The organism is Niabella sp. (assembly GCF_030150205.1).
GTDB lineage: Bacteria > Bacteroidota > Bacteroidia > Chitinophagales > Chitinophagaceae > Niabella.
The window spans coordinates 402,451-424,763 of the sequence record NZ_JASLGT010000009.1 but is presented as its reverse complement, the minus strand read 5'-3'; the positions used below and the strand labels follow the sequence as shown (position 1 = coordinate 424,763).

The window sequence follows — 22,313 nt, the reverse complement described above, 5'->3', positions numbered from 1 at the left end:
AAATGAACAACGGTTTTTATAAAATACAGCATCTGTTCCTCTTCCTGCTGCTGCTGGTATGCGCCGCACCGGTTCGGGCCCAGCGACTATTAACCCTGGAAGAAGCCATCGCAACCGCCCTGCTTAATAACTACCAGATACAATTATCAAAAAACGATTCCACCATTGCGTCCATCGATTACAGCTACCGCAATATGGTATTCCTGCCCAGTGTAAACGGCAATGCCGGTCTTACCAATACCAATAACAGCCAGAAACAAACCCTGGCCGATGGTACGCAGCGGAAGTCCAGCAATCTCCGGAGCAATAACATCCAGGCGAATGTTTCACTGAACTGGGTATTGTTTGATGGCTTAAAAATGTTTGCCACCCGCGACAAAGCAGCGGCCCTGCTGGAAGCCGGATCTTATACCATCAAAGAGCAGATCGTGAACACCATTGCCGCGGTTATTGCCAATTATTACGCCATTGCAAGAAGCAAGCAGCAAATTGAAGCCACCGATGTACAGATAAAGCTGAATGAGGAGCGGGCAAAACTGGCCCAGAATAAACTGGATATCGGTACCGGGGCCAAACCGGATGTACTGCAAAGCAAGGTGGACCTGAACAGTCAGAAATCATTGCGGATGCAACAGGAAGTGCAGGTAGCCCAATTGAAAGAACAACTGGCCCAGGCGATGAACAGCCAGATCAGTGGTGCAGCCTTCGATATTCCGGATACCATTCCCCTCAATTACGACCTGGCCCTTGGCAACATCCTGGATGGGATTGAACAGAACAACCCCTCACTGCAACTGGCAAGGGCCCGGATCCAGATCGCGCAATATGCATTAAAGGAAAGCAAGGCCGGGCTTTACCCCACGCTTTCGTTTAATTCCATGTACAATTTTACGCGCACGGAAAATAAAAAGGTCATCAACCCCTTCTCTACCCTGTTTAATCAAAGTCATGGATATAACTACGGGTTAACGGCTGTAATTCCCATCTTTAACCAGTTATCGGCAAGGCGGGATATCCGGCAAAGTCAGTGGGGGTTAAAAATGGAAGAATTGAATTACGATAATCAACGATCCCTGATCAACCTGAATGTGCTCAATTCCTACAAAAATTATGACCAGCAAAAACGCGCACTGAAACTGGAAGAGGAGAATATTGAGCTGGCTAAGGAAAATGTAGACATTGTTTTTCAGACCTACAAATTAGGAATGGCTACGTTGGTACAGTTACGTGAAGCGCAGCTGAGCATGGCCCAGGCTTTTGACCGGCTGATTGAGGCCCGGTATAATACCAAACTGTCCGAAACAGAGCTGATGCGGCTGAAGGGGGCTATTTTGAAATAGCGGGCGCTCATCAGCTTTCAGCTATCAGTCCTCAGTTATCAGTTATCAGTTTTCAGTAGCCGGAGACAGTTTAACGTTCAATGTTTCACGTTAGATCCGCTCTGATCTGGAATACCTATATCTTAAGGAGATCATGGAGCCGGTATCCAATAGCCAAAACGCCAGGCCGAAAACGAAACCAACCTGAAACGTTAATAATGAACCGCGATCAAAATTATCAGTATGGCAATTTATTGAGCAACCGGTATGCAACAGGTGAGCTGTTCTGATACAGGGTTCTGAAAAGAGGCAATGGCATTCATAAACAATATTCAAATACAAAGCGTGACGGGCCCAAAAACATTTTACCTGCTTTGTTCCATCGAAACAATCTATTGGTAGCCAGGTTACGGCCGAAGATCATTGGGTGTGCCGTAGGTACACCCCCTATAAAGATAATTTTGATGCCGGTTCATTTATAAACCTGGAACATGGAACAAAAAATCAGCCTTCAGCTACGTTCCGCTAAAGGCTGATAGCTAATAACTTAAACCGCAAAATCCCACCACTTCTGGTCCGATTGCGCGGAAGCAACCACATTATCGATAAATGCCATGCCCCGTACGCCATCATCTACAGAGGGGAAGTCGAGGCTTTCTTTGGACGGGGTTTCGTTGTGTATTTTTGCCTGTAATGCCGTAGCAAAGTTCCGGTAGTGGTTGGCAAATGCTTCCAGGTATCCCTCGGGATGCCCTCCGGGAGTACGGCAGTTATGTTTTGCATAATCGCCCAGGTAGCCACTGCCCGCGCGATAAACCTGTGTGGGTGCATCCAGCCATTTCACCAGCAATGTATTTGGTTCCTGCTGATGCCATTCCAATCCGCCCTTTTCTCCGTAAACCTTAATCTTTAACGCATTTTCTTCACCGGCAGCCACCTGGCTGGCAATGAGCACTCCTGATGCGCCCTGGTCAAATTTCAGCAATACCGCACCATCATCATCCAGGTTCCGGCCTTCTACGATCGTATTCAGGTCTGCACAAAGTTTAGAGATCTGTTGACCGGTAATATATTCCGCAAGGTTTGCCGCATGGGTACCGATATCGCCCATACAACCACTTTTACCGCTCTTTTTCGGGTCTGTACGCCAGGCAGCCTGGGCATTTCCTTCGCGCTCAGACAAACGGCTCAGCCAGCCCTGCGGATATTCTACATATACTTTTCTTATTTTTCCAAATGCCCCTTCCGCCACCATCTGGCGGGCCTGTTTCACCATCGGGTAACCGGTATAGGTATGTGTAAGGCAAAGCATCAGCCCGGTTTCCTTTACCTTCTGCTGCAATTGCCGGGCCTCATCCAGGCTAAATACCATCGGCTTTTCGATCACCACATGAAACCCATGTTCCAGCGCCATCATGGCCGGCGCAAAATGCACAAAATTGGGGGTTACGATCGATACAAAATGAATGCGTTTATCTTCCGGGAGCTCACTTTCCTTACGGATCATTTCTTCATAATTGAGATAGGTACGGTCTTCGGGCAGAAAAAGCAATTCACCAGATTCCCGGGCCACATCCGGATGCACACTAAGCGCTCCGCAGCTCAGCTCAATCAATCCGTCCATATTAAACGCCAGCCGATGCACTGCTCCGATAAAAGCATCCTTTCCCCCACCGATCATACCAACGCGCAATTTTTCTCTTTTCATATAGTAATTTTTATTTAACGTGAATGGTTACGAATATACATCTTTCTGTTTGAAAAAGGGCCCCGGTATCCCCGCTTCTGCAGTTACTTCCACCCTTTTTCGCCCTTCCCAAACCATGCATATCCCTCGCCGGAATTGGTGATGAAGATTTAAACAAAGCGTTACGCTTCTGTGCTTTTTTTTACCGATATTGCGCTGCAATTACTATAACATGAACGCCAACTTCCTGACTGCTGCAGTTATTTGTACGCTGTTTATCGCCTGCACAGCGGTTGAAAAAAAAGCCAATCCGATCCCCCCGCCGCAGGTGAAAGACTCCGTTGTAAAAACGGAACCGGTTCCGGAACGCCCACAGCTCACCTACCATTTTGTAAAAAAGAAAGAATGGCAGGCATTAAAAGACAGCTTTGATGGCGCCCGTCATCTGGACCTGTTAACAGCCATTAACCGCACCGATTCCAACCATATCCGGAGCCTTGACAGCATCCTGGTACCCAGCGATTTTTCCCTTCCCCTTACCGCATACATGCCCTTTCCTGAAGAGGCCTTGTTCTTAAAAGACATTCATAAGATCCTTGTGTTCTCGCTCCAGGCTCAGGCCTTTGCGGCTTATGAAAATGGCAAACTGGTGCTCACAGGGCCAACCAATACCGGCCGCAAAAGCAAGCCCACTCCTGCCCATCTGTATTTTACAAACTGGAAGGCCCGCAAAACCAATAGTACCGTTAACGATGAATGGGTGCTCAAATGGAACTTTAACGTACATAATACCTGGGGCATCGGATTTCATGAATATGCCCTGCCCGGCTATCCGGCATCCCATAGCTGCATGCGCCTCCAGCAGCGCGATGCGCAGTTCCTTTACAGCTGGGCAGACCAATGGATCTTAAAGAATAACCAGGAAGTGGCAAACGGAACTCCCGTTGTGGTATTTGGACAATACCCGTTTGGGCAACCCCGTCCCTGGTTTAAACTTACCGGAGATCCGGCGGCACTTAGCATTTCTTCCGACAGTTTAAAAAGCCATTTATCCGCCTGGCTTCCGGAAATCATGAAAAAGCAGGAACGAAGAGATTCAATACTCCTGGCGGGCTCCATAACCACGCGTTAAACCCCTGCTCAAAGAAGTAATTACGCCACTAAAAAAATACGAGAATTGTTTTTCAGAATCAAAAGCAGTTAGCTGTGGTTGCATGTAATATTTTCAGAAATAGTCAATGTTTCTCTTTAGCTGTTATAAAGTTATTCGCTAAAAAAATGTTAATTGAAAAAATTCGACGAGCGCCTGTATTTATTCCATGAATGCCGGATATTCTTCGCCGGATCACGAATACACTCCTACTCAAATACGATAGAAGCATCTCCTTCGATCGGGTATCCCTGGCAGGTAAGCACACGTCCCCGGGCAATTTCCTCATCCGTTAGCACTTCATTATACGCCATCCAGATCTTTCCCGAGGTACAGGTAGCCACGCAGCTGCCACATTGGCCCGACTCACAGCTATAAGGCAATGTGAGCCCTGTCCGTTTACCTGCCGCGGTTATGGCATCGGGGTATTGCACCACCAGCTCCCGTACTACCCGCCCTATATATATGGTTACCTTATGCGCTTCCAGGTCTGGTGGCCTGGGCTTTACCAGGCGCGGTAGCGGATAAAAATCTTCCTTCATGATCTGGTTTCCCTTCACCCCGTTGCTTTTCAGCGAAATTTCGGCCATCAGCATATAATCATAGGGCCCACATATATAAAACAGCGTATTCCTCCGGATCTGTACCGGCAGGTGTTGCGCTAACAAGTGCGTAAGCACCCAGTGGCTGAGTCGTTTTTGTAATACCTGCGGATGGTTGCTGAACATAAAATGGATCAGTAACCGGCCGGCATAAGCATCCCGTAGCAATTTTAGCGCTTCATAAAAAATCGTATCGGCTTCTGAACGGTTGCTGTACAACAGGATGATTTGCGCATCCGTGGTAGCTAACAGCGTTTTGATCAGCGAAAAACAAGGAGTAATGCCACTTCCCGCTGCCAGGAAACAGAATTGCTTACCTTGGGTCACTTCCGGCAACACAAAAAAACCGCTGATCCCGGAAGTTTTCAATACATCACCGGTTCTTGCTTTATAAATCAGGTACCGGCTGAATTCACCGTTATCCAGCTTTTTTACCGTAAAAGCAAGACGCCGGTCAGTAACCGGGCTGGAAGAAATGGAAAAAGAACGCCGCTGTTCCCCCAGGTGATTTTGAAAAACAAGGGTGAGGAACTGCCCCGGCCGGTATACCGGTTGCCAGCCATCCAACGGTTCTACAATAAAGGTTTTTGCATGCGCTGTTTCTTCGATAATTGCTGCGATCCTGAGGCACTTTATAATCGGGTCATTCATCCCGATAAATGTACTAAATATCCCATTGAAAAACATAATCTGTTAAAGAAAGCCCTCCTTTAAAATAAAGGTTCCGTTGGAAGGCTCCGGCACAGAAGGCGTTTTATACATCGCCTTTTCCCGGCTCCGGCCGGATGGAATTTTGAAAACAAAAAAGCGCCCCGGTATAAACCGGAACGCCTGTCTTTGCCTCTAAGTTTTGCCTATTGTTTTACGTATTCTTTATGTCCGTTTTTATTGATATAGTAGGTACCCCCTCTTTTTCCCCTGTAGATCGTTCTTCCTTTTGCGTCGGTACCCACCACCGGATCAGCCGAAGCTACTGTTTGCTGAACTTTTGGAGTAACTGCCGGACGGGGCGCCGGTGTTGGTGCCGGAGCTACGACCGGAGGAACGGTGGCTTTCACTTTTGCCACTGCAGGTTTGGGTTTGGGCTGAGGTGCCGGAGCCGGCGCAACAGGCTGTACCTGTGCTTTGGCTGCATCCCTGTTTGCTTTTATCCGCATATCCGGTTTCCCCGATTTTGTAGTACCCGTAGATTTTTTATGTTCTTTTGCAGCTACCGGTGTTGCCGGAGTTACCTGCGCAAATGAAGCTGCATAAAGACCGCCGCTCAGCAGAAAAGCCAGTAAAAGACGTTTCATTTTCGTATAGATTAAAAATTAAGTATTAAAAATAACCATATGAAGATAGTTTCCCGGGCAGCCCTTCGCTTTCAGCAATGGCCAAAACGGCAATTGCTATCGGTCAATGAGCATATTTACCGGTTCATTTCCAGACTGAGTGCCGCAACAACAGTCATCTTCTGGCCTTAAATTAAACGATAATACCAGTTACTGTGGAAATACCGGGAAGATCATCGAAGCAATCATACAGGTGCAGTGCGGCCATACTCTGCTCCCTGTTCATAGTTCGGATGGACTGTATCCGCCTTTTATGGGTGCTATGCCGCCCTTTTATTATTTTTATCCCCGCATTGCATCATCCTTAATGAAACAGCATTATGAAAAAATGGATCTTACTGGCAGCTGGTAGTTTTGCAGCGGCCCTGTCGATGGCCCAAACTCCGGCATTCATTACCGACAGCCTGGATAGCTATATCCAAAGAGGAATGAAAGAATGGCAGATCCCCGGGCTGGCCATCGCCATTGTAAAAGACGGCCAGGTGATCCTGCAAAAAGGATATGGCGTGCGCCAGGTGAATAAACCGGACAAGGTGGATGAAAACACGCTTTTTATGATTGCGTCCAATTCCAAACTATTCACCGGAACCGCTATTGCCAAACTGGATCATGAAAAAAAACTATTCCCTCAACGATAAAATCACCCGGTACCTGCCCTGGTTCCGTATGTGGGATAGCACCACTACCCAACTGATCACCCTCCGCGATGTGCTGTGCCACCGGCTGGGCACGCGTACCTTCCAGGGCGACTTTACCTTTTGGGACGCCAGCCTTCCTAAGGATTCCATCTTGTGGAAACTGCGCTATCTGAAACCTGCCGGCCAGTTCCGGCAGGATTACGGGTACTGCAACTCGGGCTTTTTAACAGCCGGCCAGGTCCTTCAAAAAGTAACCGGACAAACCTGGGAACAGTATGTACAGGAGCAGGTACTTACCCCCCTGGGTATGCGCAATACCTATATGAATACCGCCGGTATGGCACAACGGTCGAATGTTGCTTCCCCGCACAGCAATATGTTTAGCGCCCTTACCGTTTTGCCTTTTGACCGGATTGATAATCTGGGTCCGGCCGCCAGTATGGTCAGCAATGTAAAGGATCTTACACGCTGGTTACGGATGCAGCTGGACAGCGGCCGTTTTGAAGGAAACCGCATTCTGCCCTGGGAAGTACTGCAAAAAACCAGGGACGCGAACATTACGGTGAACAACCGCAAGAACAATAATTACCCCATTCACTTTGTAACCTACGGACTGGGCGTTTACTCCGCCGACTATAATGGCCGGCAGGTGTACTGGCATACCGGAGGCGCTTTTGGTTTTGTAACCAATGTTTGCTTTGTACCCGAAGAAAAACTGGGTATTACGATACTGACCAATAACGATAATCAAAGCTTTTTTGAAGCCCTACGTTATCAACTGCTGGATGCCTACCTGGGCATGCCCTATAAAGACCGGAGCCGGTTCCTGCAGGGCATTGCTGCCAAAAACAACAAGCAGATGGAAACCGATCTGAAAAAGATGCAGCAACGGGTCGATGCGCACGCCAATACCCCCATACCGCTGGAGGCCTATACCGGTGATTATTACAACACCGTTTATGGAGCCATTCATATTACAAAAGCAGGCAACAACCAGCTTCATTGCTCTTTCCAGCACCATCCCGATCTTACGGCTACGCTGGAGTATATGGACAATCATACATTCCGGCTCACCTATTCCAATATCGGTTTTGGTATCTTTCCTGCTACTTTTACCGTAAAAGATGGCAAGGCAGAAACGGTACAGATTAAGGCTACAGACTTTATTGAATACGATGCATACCTGTTTGCCCGGGACCCACAGGGCCTGAGGGTCAGGTGATCTAAGCACAGTACTAACGAGCTTCTTTCTTTATCAGAATGCGCTATAAATATTTTTACTCAGCACCCCTTAAACACGAAAACAACGATTATGAAAAAAGAAGATTTTAAGGCAATAATGGCAGAACAAACCGATGCAGAGCTCCTACGCATCCTTGCTGCACCGGAAGACAATTATCAACCGGAGGCTTTAGCAGCCGCCAGGGCCGAATTCAGCAACCGGAATCTTTCCGAAAGCGCATACATGGCATTAAAAGAAGCCAATGATGCTGATCAGCAAGCAGCCCAGGTCCGGGCAGCGATTCCTTTAAACTTTGGATGGAAATTTCTGGCATTCATTTTTCCGGGTATCATTCCGCTTCTTTTCGCAGGGGTGTTTAAAGCAGATGGCTACCATCGCAAAGCGGGTGAATTAACCCGCTGGACATTTTATGGGATCGGATTTTACATACTGGCCATTATTCTTATAAAAACAACCGGGTAATATCGTTCAAACACTTCGGGATAAGACTCTACTGGCTGTAACAAATTACCACCGGCAGCTGACCCTATGCCTGTCTTACGCCCCGGCACAAACCGGTACATTTCTGAATTCCCCCTATATTTGCATAACCAGTTATGTAATTAAGTATGGAAAAATTATTTTATACCCGAACCGGTAAAATGGCACTTGGCAGCCGGCTCCGGATGTTGTCCGCGCTTTTCACAGAAGAAGCGGAAAAAATCTATGAACAGAACCGGATCCCGCTCAAGGCAAAATGGTTCCCGGTCTTCTATATGCTTTCGCAGAACGAAGAGAAAACAATTACGGAGATCGCCCTGGAAATTGGGCACTCGCAACCCTCCGTAAGCCGGATCATCCGCGAAATGACGGCGAAAGGCCTGGTTAAAGAAAATAAAAAATCGGGCGACAAGCGCCAAAACCTTGTGGCATTATCCGCAAAGGGAAAGGCGCTGGTACCGGCGATACTGGAACAATGTACCGATGTAAACAAAGCAGTGGAACAGTTAATGCAGGAGGCTACGCATGATCTTTGGGAGGCTATCGGGGAATGGGAATTCCTGCTGGAACAGCAGCCGCTTTCGCGCCGCGTACTGGAACAGAAAAAAATCCGCGAAAGCAGCCAGGTGCGCATCGTACATTATGAACCGAAATACAAAACGGTATTCCGCGCATTAAACGAAGCCTGGATCTCCCGGTATTTTGAAATAGAAGAAACAGATACCCGTGCATTAAGTCAACCCGACAAATACATCCTTAATAAGGGCGGCGTTATACTGGTTGCCCTGTACGAAAAACAGCCGGTTGGGGTATGCGCACTTATAAAAATGGATGACCCCGATTATGACTATGAGATGGCCAAAATGGCTGTTGCACCGGAAGCACAGGGAAAAAATATCGGGAAGCTGCTGGCAGATGCCATCATTCAAAAGGCAAAAGAGTTGGGTGCATCCCGGCTATACCTCGAAAGCAATACCCGCTTAAAGCCCGCCATCAATCTTTATTATAAACTGGGATTTAAAAAAATCAATAACCGTCCCAGCCCCTATAAACGGGTAAACATTCAAATGGCGCTGGACCTGAAAAAAAACTAAGCCAGGTGCGACCAGGAGCCGGTTCTAAAGTGTAACAAAACTGCTTTGCACTTCGCGGTTAGATTTCAAACCGCAACGGACGCAAGGATCACGCAAGGTTCGCGAAGTTTTTACTTATAGCAGTCCTCCCTGCGATCGTTGCGGAAGCTTTGCGCGCTTTGCGTTAAACTTTAAACCGCATGAAACGCTTCCAGCAGGTACTTGGTAATGGAACCGGGTTTCGAAGATTTGCAGGTAAGATAATACGGATAGGGAATCGTTTTCTTTAAAAGAGACAACCGGTATCGCTGCCCTTCCTGCACCGTTACTTCCACATGAATATGAAGATCTTCTTCCTCCTGCGCATCCACCGTAAAATCAAAATGCATCGATAAATCACTCAACTGTTCGCGCAGGTAGCATTCGATCGACTGGTAAAGAAATGACCGTGTAGAAAGCCCGCGGTAATTGGGATAGTGAATGCGGTCCTGCTCCGTTGCTTCCAGGATCGCATCCACATCTTCAACCATTACCCGTCCGTAATAAATACCTCCTGGCAGGCAAACGGCATTGGCGGCAAAGCGATCACCCCCTACATGCGTGCATTCAAAAACCGGGACTTTCTTATCGTGATTTTCGATAAATTTAAATACAGGAAAACCAAATTTAGCACAACACTTGTCTTTTTTACCATTGGTGCACACCACATAAAACGGCGCTGTTTCCCAGATGGTATGGGGATTATTGATGTAATATTCCAGCCGGATGGCGGCCACATCGGCAGGCGTTGAATGCAGGGTTAGGTACCGGTTTTGAATACAGTCCACATAAATCAGCCGGCAGGTTTTAAAGCCTGTGTGCCGGTTGCGGATCAGCAACAATTTAGCCTTTTTTTGTTTGGCCAGATCCTGGAGACCCGCAATAAAATGCGGATCGAAATGTGCCTGACTTAGTTTTTCAGGAAACGGATCGCTATGCTCCAGCAGGATAAACCCATTATAGTTAGCAGCCGATCCATGAATATCTTCCCTGAAATACCGCGATGCCGCGCTGCAAAAAAAAACCTGCCCGGTACCTGTCTTATTCAATGCTTGCGTTTAATAGTGTTTACAAAATATCCCGGTAGATCACGCCCTCCTTTATCAACCGGGCAACCGCAGCCATCTTTGTATCCTCCGACTGATCTCCGGGCAAACCGGCCACCGTAAATTTGTCGGTATCAAATATATGATCAATTACCGGCTTTAACGCATCGGAAAATGAAATGGTTTTACCAAAGCACTTTACAAAGCACTGCCCGGCTGCATTCCCCCGTTCATAAAACACATTACGGTTCACCGTCAGTACTGTATCCGGCTGCAATTGATCCAGGTGCAGCAGCCCGTCAAAATATCCATGCGCCTGCTGGGGCTGCATCTTCTGGTACTGGTTATTCAGCTTCTCCAATGCATTGTCACCCGATAAGCGGCTCAGCAGTTCTTTTAAAAGACCGGTTTTTTCCCCGATAACGGTTTCCAGGTCGTTACGCCAGAAAGGAATGGCCTCGCGGAATGCTTTTTCATTTTCGAGTTGTGTGAGCAACTCTGAAAAATACCGGATCCAGGTAAAGGAAAGGATCCCAACGGTGATATGTGCAGAGATGCCATCATCAGCCACGGCATCATGTACATAGCCCCTGGGCACGTATAAGAAATCGCCCGGACTTAACTGCAGGGTTTGTTCCGGCTCCTTGCTATATCCCTTGCTCACAAAACCCTGGTTCTTTGTGGGCAACTCTTTTTCAAAACCATAGAGGTTCCAGGTTTTGGTGCCGGCAATCTGCAGTACAAATACGTCATGCGTATCCCAATGGGGATTAAAGCCCTGCGAACGGTTTGGAGTGATGTACAGGTTGGCCTGCACCGGCGCATTAAACTTCCGGGACAGTTCCATGCAACAAGCCGATAAATGGTTAAAATACCGCTGCCCCGCCTGCACCACCATGGTAGCACCCTCATTAAATAAAGCAAACGCTTTTTCCGTATGAATGATCCCATCCTTCTTATGGTGCCCGATGGGAACAGCTTTTAGTGTATACTCACCCGAAGGAAGTTCCTTCCCGTTCTTTACCATCCGCAGCGAGGGATAAAAAATGTCCTGCCGGTCTAAAAAAGCCGACAGTTCCCGGCTGGTGAGCACCGGTTCATAATAGGTGGCATCATTCCGGGGTATATACAGGATCTTTTTTTCGTGATAGGTGTTAAAGAACGCTTCAATGGAGCAGGGAGCGATAATCTTATCAAAAAATTCAGCCATATATGGATAAGGTTTTATAATACAAGATAATAAAAAAAGCCGCAGCATCTCAGATACCGCAGCTTTTCAATACATTCCTTTTTATCAGGCGTTATCGGTTCCGTCTGCATCACTGCCATCGCCATCCTCACCACCATCACCGTCTGCTCCGCCGTCTCCATCCGAAGCATCTGAGCCATCTCCATCGCTGCCATCTCCATCTGCACCGTCACCGTCCATTTCCGAATATTCCTGCTCAGCCGCACGTGTTACATGCAACTCCTCTTCATTTAACAAAAATTCGTTCAGTTCCATAATTAAAGTTTAAGAAGTTTAGAAATCGTTTACTAAAGTAAGTTAGGCAATTTTTCTTAAACCGCCCGTTTTGCCGGTAAATTTAATAGTTCATTAATACCAGTTAAAGGCTACGCGCAAAAGACTGTTAATATAATGGAGAGTGCTTAATTTTTTGATAAAACAAGCCGCAATAAACTGCCCGCGGTACGCCGGCTTTGTTTTTTAACTATCTTAACGGTTCCTTATTATTAAACGAAATGAAGCAGGATCAACAAAAATCGCCACATATCCTTAACGCCGCTTCTAACCTTACCGGTATATGTTTTATCCTGATCACTTCCTTGCGGATCTTTAGCAACAGGGGCGAACGTACTGTAATCGATGAAGCCGCCGCCGTTGCCATCCTGTTCTTTATGACCAGCTGTATTCTATCCTTTCTTTCCATGCGATCATCCGGCATCAAAAGTATCCGGCTGGAAACCTATGCTGATTATGCGTTCCTGGCAGGACTGGGACTGTTGTTCGTCACCACCATTTTGTTTGTGTTCAACGTGATTCATTAAGCTTTCAGCGGTCAGCATTTAGCTTTCAGATGATCCTGTCCTGATAACTGATTGCTGATAACTGATTGCTGATAACTGATTGCTGATAACTGAAGACTGATAACTGAAGACTGATAACTGAACACTGATAACTAAAAACTGTCCCTCCGCTACTTCGCCTTGGCCCAACTATCTTTTAATGTAACCGTGCGGTTGAAGATCAGCTGCTCCGGCGTACTATCCGGATCCAGGGTAAAGTATCCCTTTCTTAAAAACTGGAATCGCTCGTCTACAGTAGCCTCTTTCAATGCAGCTTCGGCCAATGCTTTTTCTACGATCTGCAACGATTGATTATTGATATAATCAGTAAAATTGCCCTCGGCATTTCCGGGATCTTCTACCGTAAACAACCGGTCGTATTCACGTACCTGTATGGGGAAACAATCCAGGGCATTTACCCAATGAAGTGTTCCTTTTACATGAATACCGGAAGTATCTTCCCCACTTTTACTGTTGGCGAAATAGGAACAATTCAGCTGGGTAATATGCCCCTCCGCATCTTTTATTACTTCATCACACTGGATGATATAGGCACTTTTAAGCCGCACCTGCTTACCCGGAGCCAGGCGGAAGTATTTCCTGGGCGCATCTTCCATAAAGTCGTCGCGCTCGATGAATAATTCCCGGCTAAAGGAAATGGCGCGGGTGCCTCCGTTCGGATCTTCGGGATTATTTTCAGAATGCAGCCATTCCCCCGCTCCTTCATAGTTGGTGATTACCACTTTCAGCGGATCAAATACCACCATCCGGCGTAAGGCAATTTTATTAAGGTGTTCCCGCGCACAAAATTCAAGTACGCCGGCATCCACCAGGTTATCTCTTTTTCCCACCCCGATGCGCTCACAATAATCGCGGATACTTTCGGGCGTGTACCCTCGCCGCCGCAAACCGGCAATGGTAGGCATACGGGGATCATCCCAGCCCGAAACATATTTCTCCGTTACCAGCTGCAGCAGCTTCCGTTTGCTGGTAAGCGTATGACTCAGGTTCCGGCGCGCAAATTCGTACTGATGAGAAGGATAAATTTCCAGCTTTTCAATAAGCCAGTTGTATACCTCGCGATGTGGTACAAACTCCATCGTACAAATTGAATGGGTAATATGCTCGATCGAATCACTTTGCCCGTGCGCAAAATCATACATCGGGTAAATGGCCCACTGATCGCCGGTACGGTGGTGATGCGCATGTTTGATCCGGTATAAAATGGGATCGCGCATGATCATATTGGGCGAACTCATATCAATCTTTGCCCGTAATACTTTTTCTCCATCCTTATATTGACCCTTGCGCATTTCTTCAAATAGCTGCAGGTTCTCCTCCACCGTTCGGTCTGCATAAACGTTTCGCCGGCCCGGCTGTGTAGGCGTTCCTTTTTGTTCAGCTATTTCCTCACTGGTACTATCATCTATATAGGCCAGTCCTTTTTTTATCAGCGTTACCGCGTAGGTGTACAATTGCTCAAAATAATCAGATGCATAGTGTTCATTGGCCCACTCAAATCCCAGCCACTGGATGTCTTTTTTTATACCATCCACATACTCTGTATCTTCCGTTACCGGGTTGGTATCATCAAACCGGAGATTGGTTCCGCCCCCGTATTTCAGGCTTAGTCCAAAGTTCAGGCAAATACTGCTGGCATGTCCGATATGCAGGTATCCGTTGGGCTCCGGGGGGAACCGGGTCATGATCGATTTATATTTTCCGGCTGTCAGATCCGCTTCCACGATCTCTTCCAGGAAATTCAGGCTCTTTTTTTCTTCCGCTTTATAATCTTCTGTCATAAAAATAATCTGTTCTGTCTACAAATGTAGCTAATTGTCCGTAAATGAGTTAGCGTGGCTGGCCCCACCTTCTTTAAAATGTTCGCCCAAGTTTTCTTATGCACAGCCGATACTTCTTAAAACTTTTTCAGAAGTATTGAGAATGATTTATTAACTTAGGATGAATAAAACGATTTACTTGCATAAGATTGCCATATACAGTAAATTAAAACGCAATATTTTTGAAAAATTATATTACGAAAAGGCATTGACCTGCAGCGATTTGGGTACCCTTCTGGGCAAAAGCATTCCCCTTGTGGCGAAAGCTCTTTCGGAACTAAAGCAGGATGGAATCGTGGTTATTGACGGACATGCCGATTCAACCGGTGGCCGGAAAGCCCTGCTGTACAGGCTGAAACCGGGAACCTCTTATATCCTTTCGGTGGCAATGGACCAGTTGTGCACCACCCTGTCTGTAATGGATGCCAGCCTGAACAATGCGGTGTATACCCAGCGGTTTGAATTGAAGCTGCTCAACAATGAAGAATCCCTTCCTTCATTGATTACGGCCATTACCACAACGCTGGAACGTTCGGGCATCCCGCGCAACCAGTTCCTGGGAATGGGTTTGGGTATGCCGGGGTTTATCAATATTAAAAAAGGCATTAACCAGTCCTATGTTTTTACAAAAAACACCCTTAGCCTTCGCGATCATTTAGAACAGGTGTTTGGGATGCCCGTTTTTATCGATAACGACTCCAGCACCATCGCCCTGGGCGAATCCAAGTTTGGCATTGCCCGCGGAAAAACCGATGTGGTGGTGATCAATATCAGCTGGGGAATCGGGTTGGGCATGATTGTAGACGGAAAGCTCTTCCGCGGCCATGCCGGCTATGCGGGTGAATTCAGTCATATTCCTGTTTCTGATAATAATATTTTATGTGAATGCGGCAAAAGAGGTTGCCTTGAAACCGAAGCTTCTTTAAGGGTTGTAGCACAAAAAGCCTTGCGGTTGATCGATGATGGCAAGCTGGAGCATCTTAATATAGCTACCAGGTGTGTAGATGAAGCCGCTTATGCGGTAATGAAACTGGCCAGCCGGGGCGATCAGCTTTGCATTGAGTTGTTATCGGATATGGCCTATAAGATCGGCAAGGCCCTGGCCATCCTTGTTCATATCATCAATCCGGAGCTGATCCTGCTCAGTGGACGGGCTTCGGAAGTAGGACGGCTATTAGTGGCGCCCATACAGCAGGCTTTAAATACATACAGTATTCCCCGGTTGATGGAAGGTGTGGAACTGGATGTGTCTACGCTGAAATACAATGCGTATTCTATGGGAGCCGCAGCACTGGTTGTAAACAGCCTGTCCGCAGCAAATCCGGAAAAAATAAAAGAACCCGGGCGCATAACAGAAGCCGCCCCCTGATATAAATCCCTATTGTTAACGAAAACAGATCGGTTACGCACATGAAATCAAAACAACCATTTGCATTCCATCTTCTGCTGGGCGTATGTGCCCTGCATGTGTTGAAAAAAAGCTAAAAGAATTGCTTTTCCCGCCTCCCTTGGCATGAAATTTTATTACTTACCATTGCAAAAGATCATATATACATGAGAGCGAAACGATCCATTGCACTCTGCCTCCTGCCCGGCGTGTAAATCCGCATATGCTGTAATAACAGTACCCTGACTCCCAGGGATCGCCCATAATCGATTGGATTATGGAGCAGGAAGTGCATTTTATGTATCAACAAAAAAACGACCACTTTATGTGGACGAGGGGAAATATTGTGCGTTGCCATTCAGGACAAAATCCTGTTTCTCCTTAATAAGTCTTTTATTATTCATTAAAGCAAAACTATCATCAAAAATGAAAGCAAAACAATTCCTTGCCTTCTGCCTGTCCCTGCTATGCACTTTTGCGGTGCAGGCCCAGGACAAAGCAGTACACGGTCGTGTTACCGGAGCAGACGGATCACCCTTATCGGGTGTAACCATTTCCATCAAAAAATCAAACAGGGCCGTACTTACGGACGCTGATGGAAAATACAACTTTAAAGCCGCTGTTGGAGAAACCCTGGTTTTTTCTTATGTGGGTTATCTCACCCAGGAAGTTGCGGTCAAAAACAGTGATGAACTGAATGTAACCCTTCAGTCATCAGCCACTGAATTAACATCCGTAGTTGTAACAGCATTGGGTATTAAACGAAATAAAGCATCGTTGACCTATGCCTCACAAACAGTGGGTGGCGACGAGCTAAGGAAAGCATCCAATACAAACTTTGTAGACGCCTTAAGTGGTAAGGCGGCAGGCCTTGATATCAAGGTGAGTGGCTCCGGCGCCGGAGGTTCTACCAAAGCCGTACTCAGAGGTAATAAATCGTTGCTTGGAACAAGTGAAGCGCTATATGTAATTGATGGTATTCCTCTGGTGAACAACAAAACCGCACAGCCCGGTTCTTATGGAGGCACCGATGGAGGAGATGGTCTTTCCTCGATCAACCCTTCCGATATTGAAAGTATCAACGTTTTAAGAGGAGCCAACGCCGCCATTCTTTATGGTAGTCAGGGCGCTAATGGTGTAATCTTAATTACTACTAAAAAAGGGCGGACGGGAAAGATGTCGGTCGACTTTAATTCAAGCACTGTTTTTGAGCAGGTATCTGGGCTTCCCAAATTTCAATACCGTTATGGAACTACCGGCGGGGATTACAGCTGGGTTTATCCCAAAGTTGACCCTACTGGCGTGGACGGAATAAAGCCAACGGATCTTATTAATATGCAGAAGTCGCCGGTAGTAAATATTACCTCCGATAATTATCAGAAAAACTATATTAAGGACTTTTTCCGGACAGGCGTTACTGCAACCAATTCGGTATCCATAGCCGGTGGAAACGATAAAACAACGGTTTATTTTTCGTATGCGAATATTTCGGCAACCGGTGTGATGCCGACCAACACCTACAGCAAAAACAATTTTGCTTTTAATCAAAGCACCAAATTGTTTAACGACAAGCTGACGATCAGTTCAAACATAATCCTGTCTGGGGAAATATCTAAAAACCGCCCCGGGGCCGGATACTATAATAACCCTCTTACCGGTTTGTATTTATTTGCCAGAGACCGAAATTTCGATACGTACAAAAACAATTACCAGGTATTCGACAGTACCCGGAATATGTACAAAATGAACTGGTACTCTACCGAGGAAAAACAAAACAATCCTTATTGGGAAATTTACAAGGATCCTAAGCTGGCCACTTCCAAACGCGCCATTGCGAACCTGAAATTGGCTTACGACATTGCAGAAGGTCTCCGGTTTGAAGTGCGGGGAAATATAGATTATAATAATGTTGTACGGGACTATCGTTATGCAGCAAACGGCAATACCGTAAGCGTAAGTGCCAATGGTAAATGGGATTATACAAAATATACCGACCAATCGTTGTATACGGATGGAATTTTAACCTATAACAAAACATTTGGGGCCATCAGCCTAAATACACTGGCAGGTCTTAGCTACCAGAAGAATATTTTTAATGACGGCATGAACGTAAACAATGGTACGGTAGCTTTACAATACCCCAACTTTTTCACACTTGCCAATATCCCCTACAATGTAATCATTAACAGTACCGGTAGTACCACTATAAAAGAAGGTGCTTTTGCAAACGCAACTATCGGCTACAAGGAAATGGCATTCCTGGATCTGGCAGCCCGCAATGACTGGGCATCCACACTGGCTCTTACAGGAAATGACTCGTACCTGTATCCGTCTATCGGTGGAAGCATCATTGTCAACAAAATGGTACAGCTGCCCAAAGCCATTTCATTTTTAAAACTGCGGGCTTCCTTTTCCCAAACTGCCAATGAAGTACCGTTCAACGTAGTAAACCCCTGGAATACCATCGGGGGTGCGGGTGGCCCCGATGGCATCGGTGGCATCAATAGAAATACACAGGTTCCCTTCACCAACCTAAAACCCGAAAAAATCGTGAGCAATGAGTATGGAATTGAGACCCGGTTTTTCGATGGAAGACTTGGTTTCGACTTTACGTACTATAAAGACATCAGCACCAATCAATTCCTTACCCTTGCAGCACCTTCCGGCTCAGGTTTCACCACCTACTATGTAAATGCCGGTAAGATCGACAACCATGGATTTGAGTTCACGCTGAGTGCAGACCCCGTACGCACGCAAAAATTTAGCTGGAGAACGGCTTTTAACGGCTCCCGGAACACCAATAAAATTGTGGAGTTAATTGCCACTAATCCGAACTACCAGGTGGGTGGCGACGATGAGGGCTTTGCCTCTATTATTAAAGCTGGAGGTTCTTTCAATGATGTGTATATCTATAAGTTTGCAAGAAACGCCTCCGGCCAGATCATTCTGAGCGACAAAGCGGTACCCACCAAAGCGCCTACCCAGGAAAAAGTAGGGAATGCGAACCCCGACTTCCTGCTTGGATGGAGCAATAACTTCAGTTATAACAATTTCTTTGCAAGCTTCCTGGTTAACGGGAAATTTGGCGGTGTTGCCTTTTCAAAAACAGAAGCATTCCTGGACTCCTATGGCGTAAGCGAAAGAACAGCCGCAGCACGGGACCAGGGCGCCGTACCCATTAACGCAATTTTGGGCACAACGGCCGTAACCAGTATTGATCCGGCTACTTATTATTCCGCCGTAGGCGATAGAAATAAGATCATGGAACCCTACATATTTTCCAGAACCAATGTCAGACTGGGACAATTGGTATTTGGTTACAACTTTAGATCGAAGAGCGCAAACCCCATATTTAAAGATGCTTCCGTTTCCCTGGTAGGAAGAAATTTATTCTTCTTCTATAAAAAAGCGCCTTTTGATCCGGAACAGGCCATGAGTACCGGTAATGCCATGCAGTCAAATGATGTATTTAGCCTGCCTTCCACCCGGTCATTCGGGTTCAACGTGAAGTTTACATTTTAGAATTTTAAATCAAATCAACATGAAACAAATAATTGTTGCACTAATATGTTTGATTGCATTGGGTTCGTGCACAAAAGGCTTTGAGACGGCGAACCAGAACCCCAATCAAATTTCCGATGAGATGCTTAAACAGGATTTCAACCTGTTAGGTTCTCCTTTTTCCGGTATGATATTCAACCTGAACGGCCACCAGGTGGAAGAAGATCTTTGTTACGACAACTGGATGGGATATATGGGAACGCCCACCGATTTCGTGGGCAATGTAAATAATACCACTTACTACATTCGCTGGAACAGTTACTGGAACCGTGTATACGGAAGCGTAATGTCGCCTGCAAAACAGGTGCTCCAATTAGCAGATGAAAATAAACAGCCGCTTTTCGGCACCTGGGCTAAATTGGTACGCATACTGGCCGTATCTAAATTAACCGCCATACACGGACCGGTTATCTACAGTAATTACGGTAGCTCTGCAGCTTCTATTCTTTACGATAAGGAGTCTGATTTATATGCACTTTTCTTTAAGCAGCTGGATTCTATTCAATCAGACTTCAGAGCAAATGCAGCGGATAAAAGATTTACAAAATTTGACCCTACCAACTACAAAGGCAGTATTCCCCAATGGATGAAAGTGGTAAATTCCTTACGCCTGAGGCTGGCCATGCGCCTGTCAAAAGTGGACCCCGCAACCGCCAAAATACAAGGAGAAAAAGCATTGAGCGATGCCGCCGGATTAATTGCTACCAATGCAGACAACTTCGTCAATTCGCTGAATGGAGCTGTGATGCCAGTAGCACAGATTTGCTACGAGTGGGATGATACCCGTATGGGAGCCGTAATTGAATCCTTTATGGTAGGATTGAAAGATGGCCGGATTTCTAAATATTTCGCCCCCCTGAGTAATGCAAGCCTGGCCGCCGACCATCCTGACATCCCTTATAAAGGTATTCGCAATGGCGCTTATATCAATGCAAAAGCCGACCGTGTTCCGTTCTCCAAAGTATCGGAAGACTTTAAAAGCGTTACCAAAAGAAGGGATTTTTGTGCAGCTGAAGTGGCTTTTCTTAAAGCGGAAGCAGGCCTTAGAGGCTGGGCCGGTGCTGGGGACCCCAAGACCAATTATGAAAACGGTATAAAATTATCGTTTGAAGATTGGGGTGCCAGTGGTGCAGACACCTACCTGACTGACGCGGTGAGCAAACCCATCAGCTACGTAGACCCTAAAGACTCCCGGAATAATTTTACAGCAGCGTCTACCATTACGGTTGCATGGAATGCCGCGGATAATAATGAATTGAAATTAGAAAAGATTATTACCCAAAAATATCTTGCGGCGTTTACACAAACACTGGAAGCCTGGGTGGACTTCAGAAGAACCGGATATCCTAAAATACCTCATGTTGCCAAGAACGACAGCGGTCCGGATTGGGGTGTTATAGCAGCAGATCAGTGGATCAAACGGATGCCGTTTATCAATGCTGAAAGAACGGGCAACACGGCGGCGGTAACGGATGCCGTTGGTAAAATGGGAGCCGGAGCCAAAGATGATATCGCCACCCGTTTATGGTGGGACACTGGTGGTCCGAATTTTTAAGTTTTGCTTTCATTAAATAGTAAAAAGGGGCAGTCTGTAGGATTGCCTCTTTTACATTACCAGCTATTCTATGGGACTACTATTTGTTGTTAGCCATTCTGCCAGCTTCAGATCGGCCTTCATTAAAAACACATTATAATCCTTCCAAACCGACATCAGGAAATACAAACGGGTACCTGCTGTTTCTAAAGGATAAATAAAGGACCCATATAACCCCGGGTAATCGGCACTCCTTACCAGGATCTTCGGTGGACTCCACCCCTTTTCAATTTCCTTTGAATCGCGCAATACCAGCGCTTTCCGGCTTACATCCAGGTATACAACAATCCACCGTTGAAGGGTTTCATTATAAGTAACCGACAGCTCTCCTGCCGGTGCTGCTATCACCGGTGTTGCAAATGCTTCATCCTTCTTTACCCAGCCCCGGCCTTCATTCCAGTATTCGTACTGATCCCCAAAAGCCAGCGCCTGCTCGCTTACCCGCGCCAGGTAAATGGCTCCATGGCGGCCGGCGGGCGTCCCCAGCAGGTACACCATACCCTTTCTTTTTACAAAGGCAGCTTGTGCAAACCTGCTTTCGGATCCAAACTGAACGCCCGTACAACGGCTCCAGCTTTTTCCATTATCGGAAGAACGGTACAATGCAGAGTAATTCGTTTTCCATTTCCCCGGGACCTCCCAGCAATGAATATTCATACAATGCACATAATCTGCATCACCTGCGTGAATAGCCGCCGTAGGGATCAGGGTATGTTCTCCCTTACAATCCGGGTCATGCCGGCTGGCAATTACCGCTCTGGCATTGCCATTTTTATCCGGCAACATTTCGTCAATGGTTATACCATCGGACAAATCCTTATCGGTAGAAAATGCCAGCACATTCGAACGCCAGTCACCTGCATTACCCGGGCCACCTGCTCCCGGCCTGAAGTCACGGCCATAGGTATCCCCAAAGAACAAGCCAACGGCTCCATTGCCCATCTTCCATGCAATGCCCAGGTCGGTACCACCCACATTATAATGCAGATCTGTGCGGTTCGGATTGGGCAAGGTTTCATGCACACCCGTAGCACCCGTAACACGCGCGATCCGTTCCACCTTGTAAGGTACCACTTCTGGCGGTCGTCCGGAGTTTTTGTGCTCCGGTATACCGGTAATCACCTGCAGCAATAAAATAAATATCAACCGTTGCACCTGATCGTCTGTTTATACAAATAAATCCATTTTCAGTTTTGATGATAACACGGATGCAATGTTATAGGCAAACCGGTCCGAAGGCTATCATCCCGCA

At 46.6% G+C, this 22,313-nt stretch carries 19 protein-coding genes; 11 read left to right on the top strand and 8 right to left on the bottom strand.

The features are described from left to right. Nucleotides 1-2 precede the first annotated feature (2 nt). Entirely contained in the window at nt 3-1,340 is a 1,338-nt protein-coding gene (locus tag Q1V85_RS09725) for a TolC family protein (RefSeq protein WP_300599338.1), read from the top strand. A 526-nt stretch (nt 1,341-1,866) separates the two neighbouring features. Here Q1V85_RS09725 and Q1V85_RS09720 read toward each other — a convergent pair. Further along, complete coding sequence (locus Q1V85_RS09720; protein ID WP_300599336.1) at nt 1,867-3,027, bottom strand: Gfo/Idh/MocA family oxidoreductase; 1,161 nt, start codon at nt 3,025-3,027, stop codon at nt 1,867-1,869. 211 nt (nt 3,028-3,238) lie between these two features. Here Q1V85_RS09720 and Q1V85_RS09715 point away from each other — a divergent pair, with 211 nt between their 5' ends. Further along, a complete protein-coding gene (locus tag Q1V85_RS09715) occupies nt 3,239-4,138 on the top strand; it encodes a L,D-transpeptidase (RefSeq protein ID WP_300599335.1) in 900 nt (299 codons plus the stop codon). 227 nt (nt 4,139-4,365) lie between these two features. Here Q1V85_RS09715 and Q1V85_RS09710 read toward each other — a convergent pair whose 3' ends face one another. Together Q1V85_RS09710 and Q1V85_RS09705 are read right to left on the bottom strand one after the other, a co-directional pair. Then, a complete protein-coding gene (locus Q1V85_RS09710) occupies nt 4,366-5,409 on the bottom strand; it encodes an iron-sulfur cluster-binding domain-containing protein (RefSeq protein WP_300599333.1) in 1,044 nt (347 codons plus the stop codon). A gap of 203 nt (nt 5,410-5,612) precedes the next feature. Beyond that, nucleotides 5,613-6,053, bottom strand: a complete 441-nt coding sequence (locus tag Q1V85_RS09705) for a hypothetical protein (RefSeq protein ID WP_300599331.1) — start codon at nt 6,051-6,053, stop codon at nt 5,613-5,615. A gap of 39 nt (nt 6,054-6,092) precedes the next feature. Between Q1V85_RS09705 and Q1V85_RS09700 the strand changes: the two genes are divergently transcribed. The 5 genes from Q1V85_RS09700 to Q1V85_RS09680 all read left to right on the top strand — a co-directional run bounded on the left by Q1V85_RS09700 (nt 6,093) and on the right by Q1V85_RS09680 (nt 9,547). After that, nucleotides 6,093-6,224 (top strand): hypothetical protein, encoded by a 132-nt coding sequence (locus Q1V85_RS09700; RefSeq protein ID WP_300599329.1) that lies wholly within the window; start codon nt 6,093-6,095, stop codon nt 6,222-6,224. Nucleotides 6,225-6,412: 188 nt separating this feature from the next. Then, nucleotides 6,413-6,730, top strand: a complete 318-nt coding sequence (locus Q1V85_RS09695) for a serine hydrolase domain-containing protein (protein ID WP_300599328.1) — start codon at nt 6,413-6,415, stop codon at nt 6,728-6,730. Further along, complete coding sequence (locus Q1V85_RS09690; protein ID WP_300599326.1) at nt 6,702-7,952, top strand: serine hydrolase; 1,251 nt, start codon at nt 6,702-6,704, stop codon at nt 7,950-7,952. Before Q1V85_RS09695 ends, Q1V85_RS09690 begins: the two co-directional genes overlap by 29 nt. A 90-nt stretch (nt 7,953-8,042) precedes the next feature. Further along, nucleotides 8,043-8,435 (top strand): hypothetical protein, encoded by a 393-nt coding sequence (locus tag Q1V85_RS09685; RefSeq protein ID WP_300599323.1) that lies wholly within the window; start codon nt 8,043-8,045, stop codon nt 8,433-8,435. Nucleotides 8,436-8,581: 146 nt separating this feature from the next. Next, complete coding sequence (locus Q1V85_RS09680; RefSeq protein ID WP_300599322.1) at nt 8,582-9,547, top strand: bifunctional helix-turn-helix transcriptional regulator/GNAT family N-acetyltransferase; 966 nt, start codon at nt 8,582-8,584, stop codon at nt 9,545-9,547. A 170-nt stretch (nt 9,548-9,717) separates the two neighbouring features. On the opposite strand, the gene Q1V85_RS09675 is transcribed toward Q1V85_RS09680, so the two are convergent. The 3 genes from Q1V85_RS09675 to Q1V85_RS09665 all read right to left on the bottom strand — a co-directional run bounded on the left by Q1V85_RS09675 (nt 9,718) and on the right by Q1V85_RS09665 (nt 12,115). Then, nucleotides 9,718-10,614, bottom strand: a complete 897-nt coding sequence (locus Q1V85_RS09675; protein ID WP_300599321.1) for a sucrase ferredoxin — start codon at nt 10,612-10,614, stop codon at nt 9,718-9,720. A 19-nt stretch (nt 10,615-10,633) separates the two neighbouring features. Continuing rightward, nucleotides 10,634-11,821 (bottom strand): cupin domain-containing protein, encoded by a 1,188-nt coding sequence (locus tag Q1V85_RS09670; protein WP_300599319.1) that lies wholly within the window; start codon nt 11,819-11,821, stop codon nt 10,634-10,636. A gap of 84 nt (nt 11,822-11,905) precedes the next feature. After that, on the bottom strand, nt 11,906-12,115 hold the full coding sequence (locus Q1V85_RS09665; protein ID WP_300599317.1) for a hypothetical protein: 210 nt from the start codon (nt 12,113-12,115) through the stop codon (nt 11,906-11,908). A gap of 239 nt (nt 12,116-12,354) precedes the next feature. Here Q1V85_RS09665 and Q1V85_RS09660 point away from each other — a divergent pair, with 239 nt between their 5' ends. Next, nucleotides 12,355-12,660 carry a hypothetical protein gene (locus Q1V85_RS09660; RefSeq protein WP_300599316.1) on the top strand — a complete coding sequence of 102 codons (306 nt, stop codon included), beginning with the start codon at nt 12,355-12,357 and terminating at the stop codon, nt 12,658-12,660. 149 nt (nt 12,661-12,809) lie between these two features. Here the strand turns inward: Q1V85_RS09660 and Q1V85_RS09655 are convergent, their stop codons facing one another. Further along, nucleotides 12,810-14,480, bottom strand: a complete 1,671-nt coding sequence (locus tag Q1V85_RS09655) for a glutamine--tRNA ligase/YqeY domain fusion protein (RefSeq protein WP_300599314.1) — start codon at nt 14,478-14,480, stop codon at nt 12,810-12,812. 160 nt (nt 14,481-14,640) lie between these two features. On the opposite strand from Q1V85_RS09655, the gene Q1V85_RS09650 reads away from it, so the two are divergent. The 3 genes from Q1V85_RS09650 (at nt 14,641) to Q1V85_RS09640 (ending at nt 21,022) form a co-directional block, all read left to right on the top strand. Beyond that, nucleotides 14,641-15,888 (top strand): ROK family protein, encoded by a 1,248-nt coding sequence (locus Q1V85_RS09650; RefSeq protein WP_300599312.1) that lies wholly within the window; start codon nt 14,641-14,643, stop codon nt 15,886-15,888. Between the two features lie 444 nt (nt 15,889-16,332). Beyond that, nucleotides 16,333-19,428, top strand: a complete 3,096-nt coding sequence (locus Q1V85_RS09645) for a SusC/RagA family TonB-linked outer membrane protein (RefSeq protein WP_300599310.1) — start codon at nt 16,333-16,335, stop codon at nt 19,426-19,428. 19 nt (nt 19,429-19,447) lie between these two features. Next, entirely contained in the window at nt 19,448-21,022 is a 1,575-nt protein-coding gene (locus tag Q1V85_RS09640; RefSeq protein WP_300599308.1) for a SusD/RagB family nutrient-binding outer membrane lipoprotein, read from the top strand. Nucleotides 21,023-21,085: 63 nt separating this feature from the next. Here the strand turns inward: Q1V85_RS09640 and Q1V85_RS09635 are convergent, their stop codons facing one another. Further along, the gene (locus Q1V85_RS09635; RefSeq protein ID WP_300599305.1) at nt 21,086-22,216 is read right to left on the bottom strand and encodes a DUF4185 domain-containing protein; all 1,131 of its coding nucleotides are present in this window, start codon (nt 22,214-22,216) and stop codon (nt 21,086-21,088) included. Between the last annotated feature and the right edge of the window lie 97 nt (nt 22,217-22,313).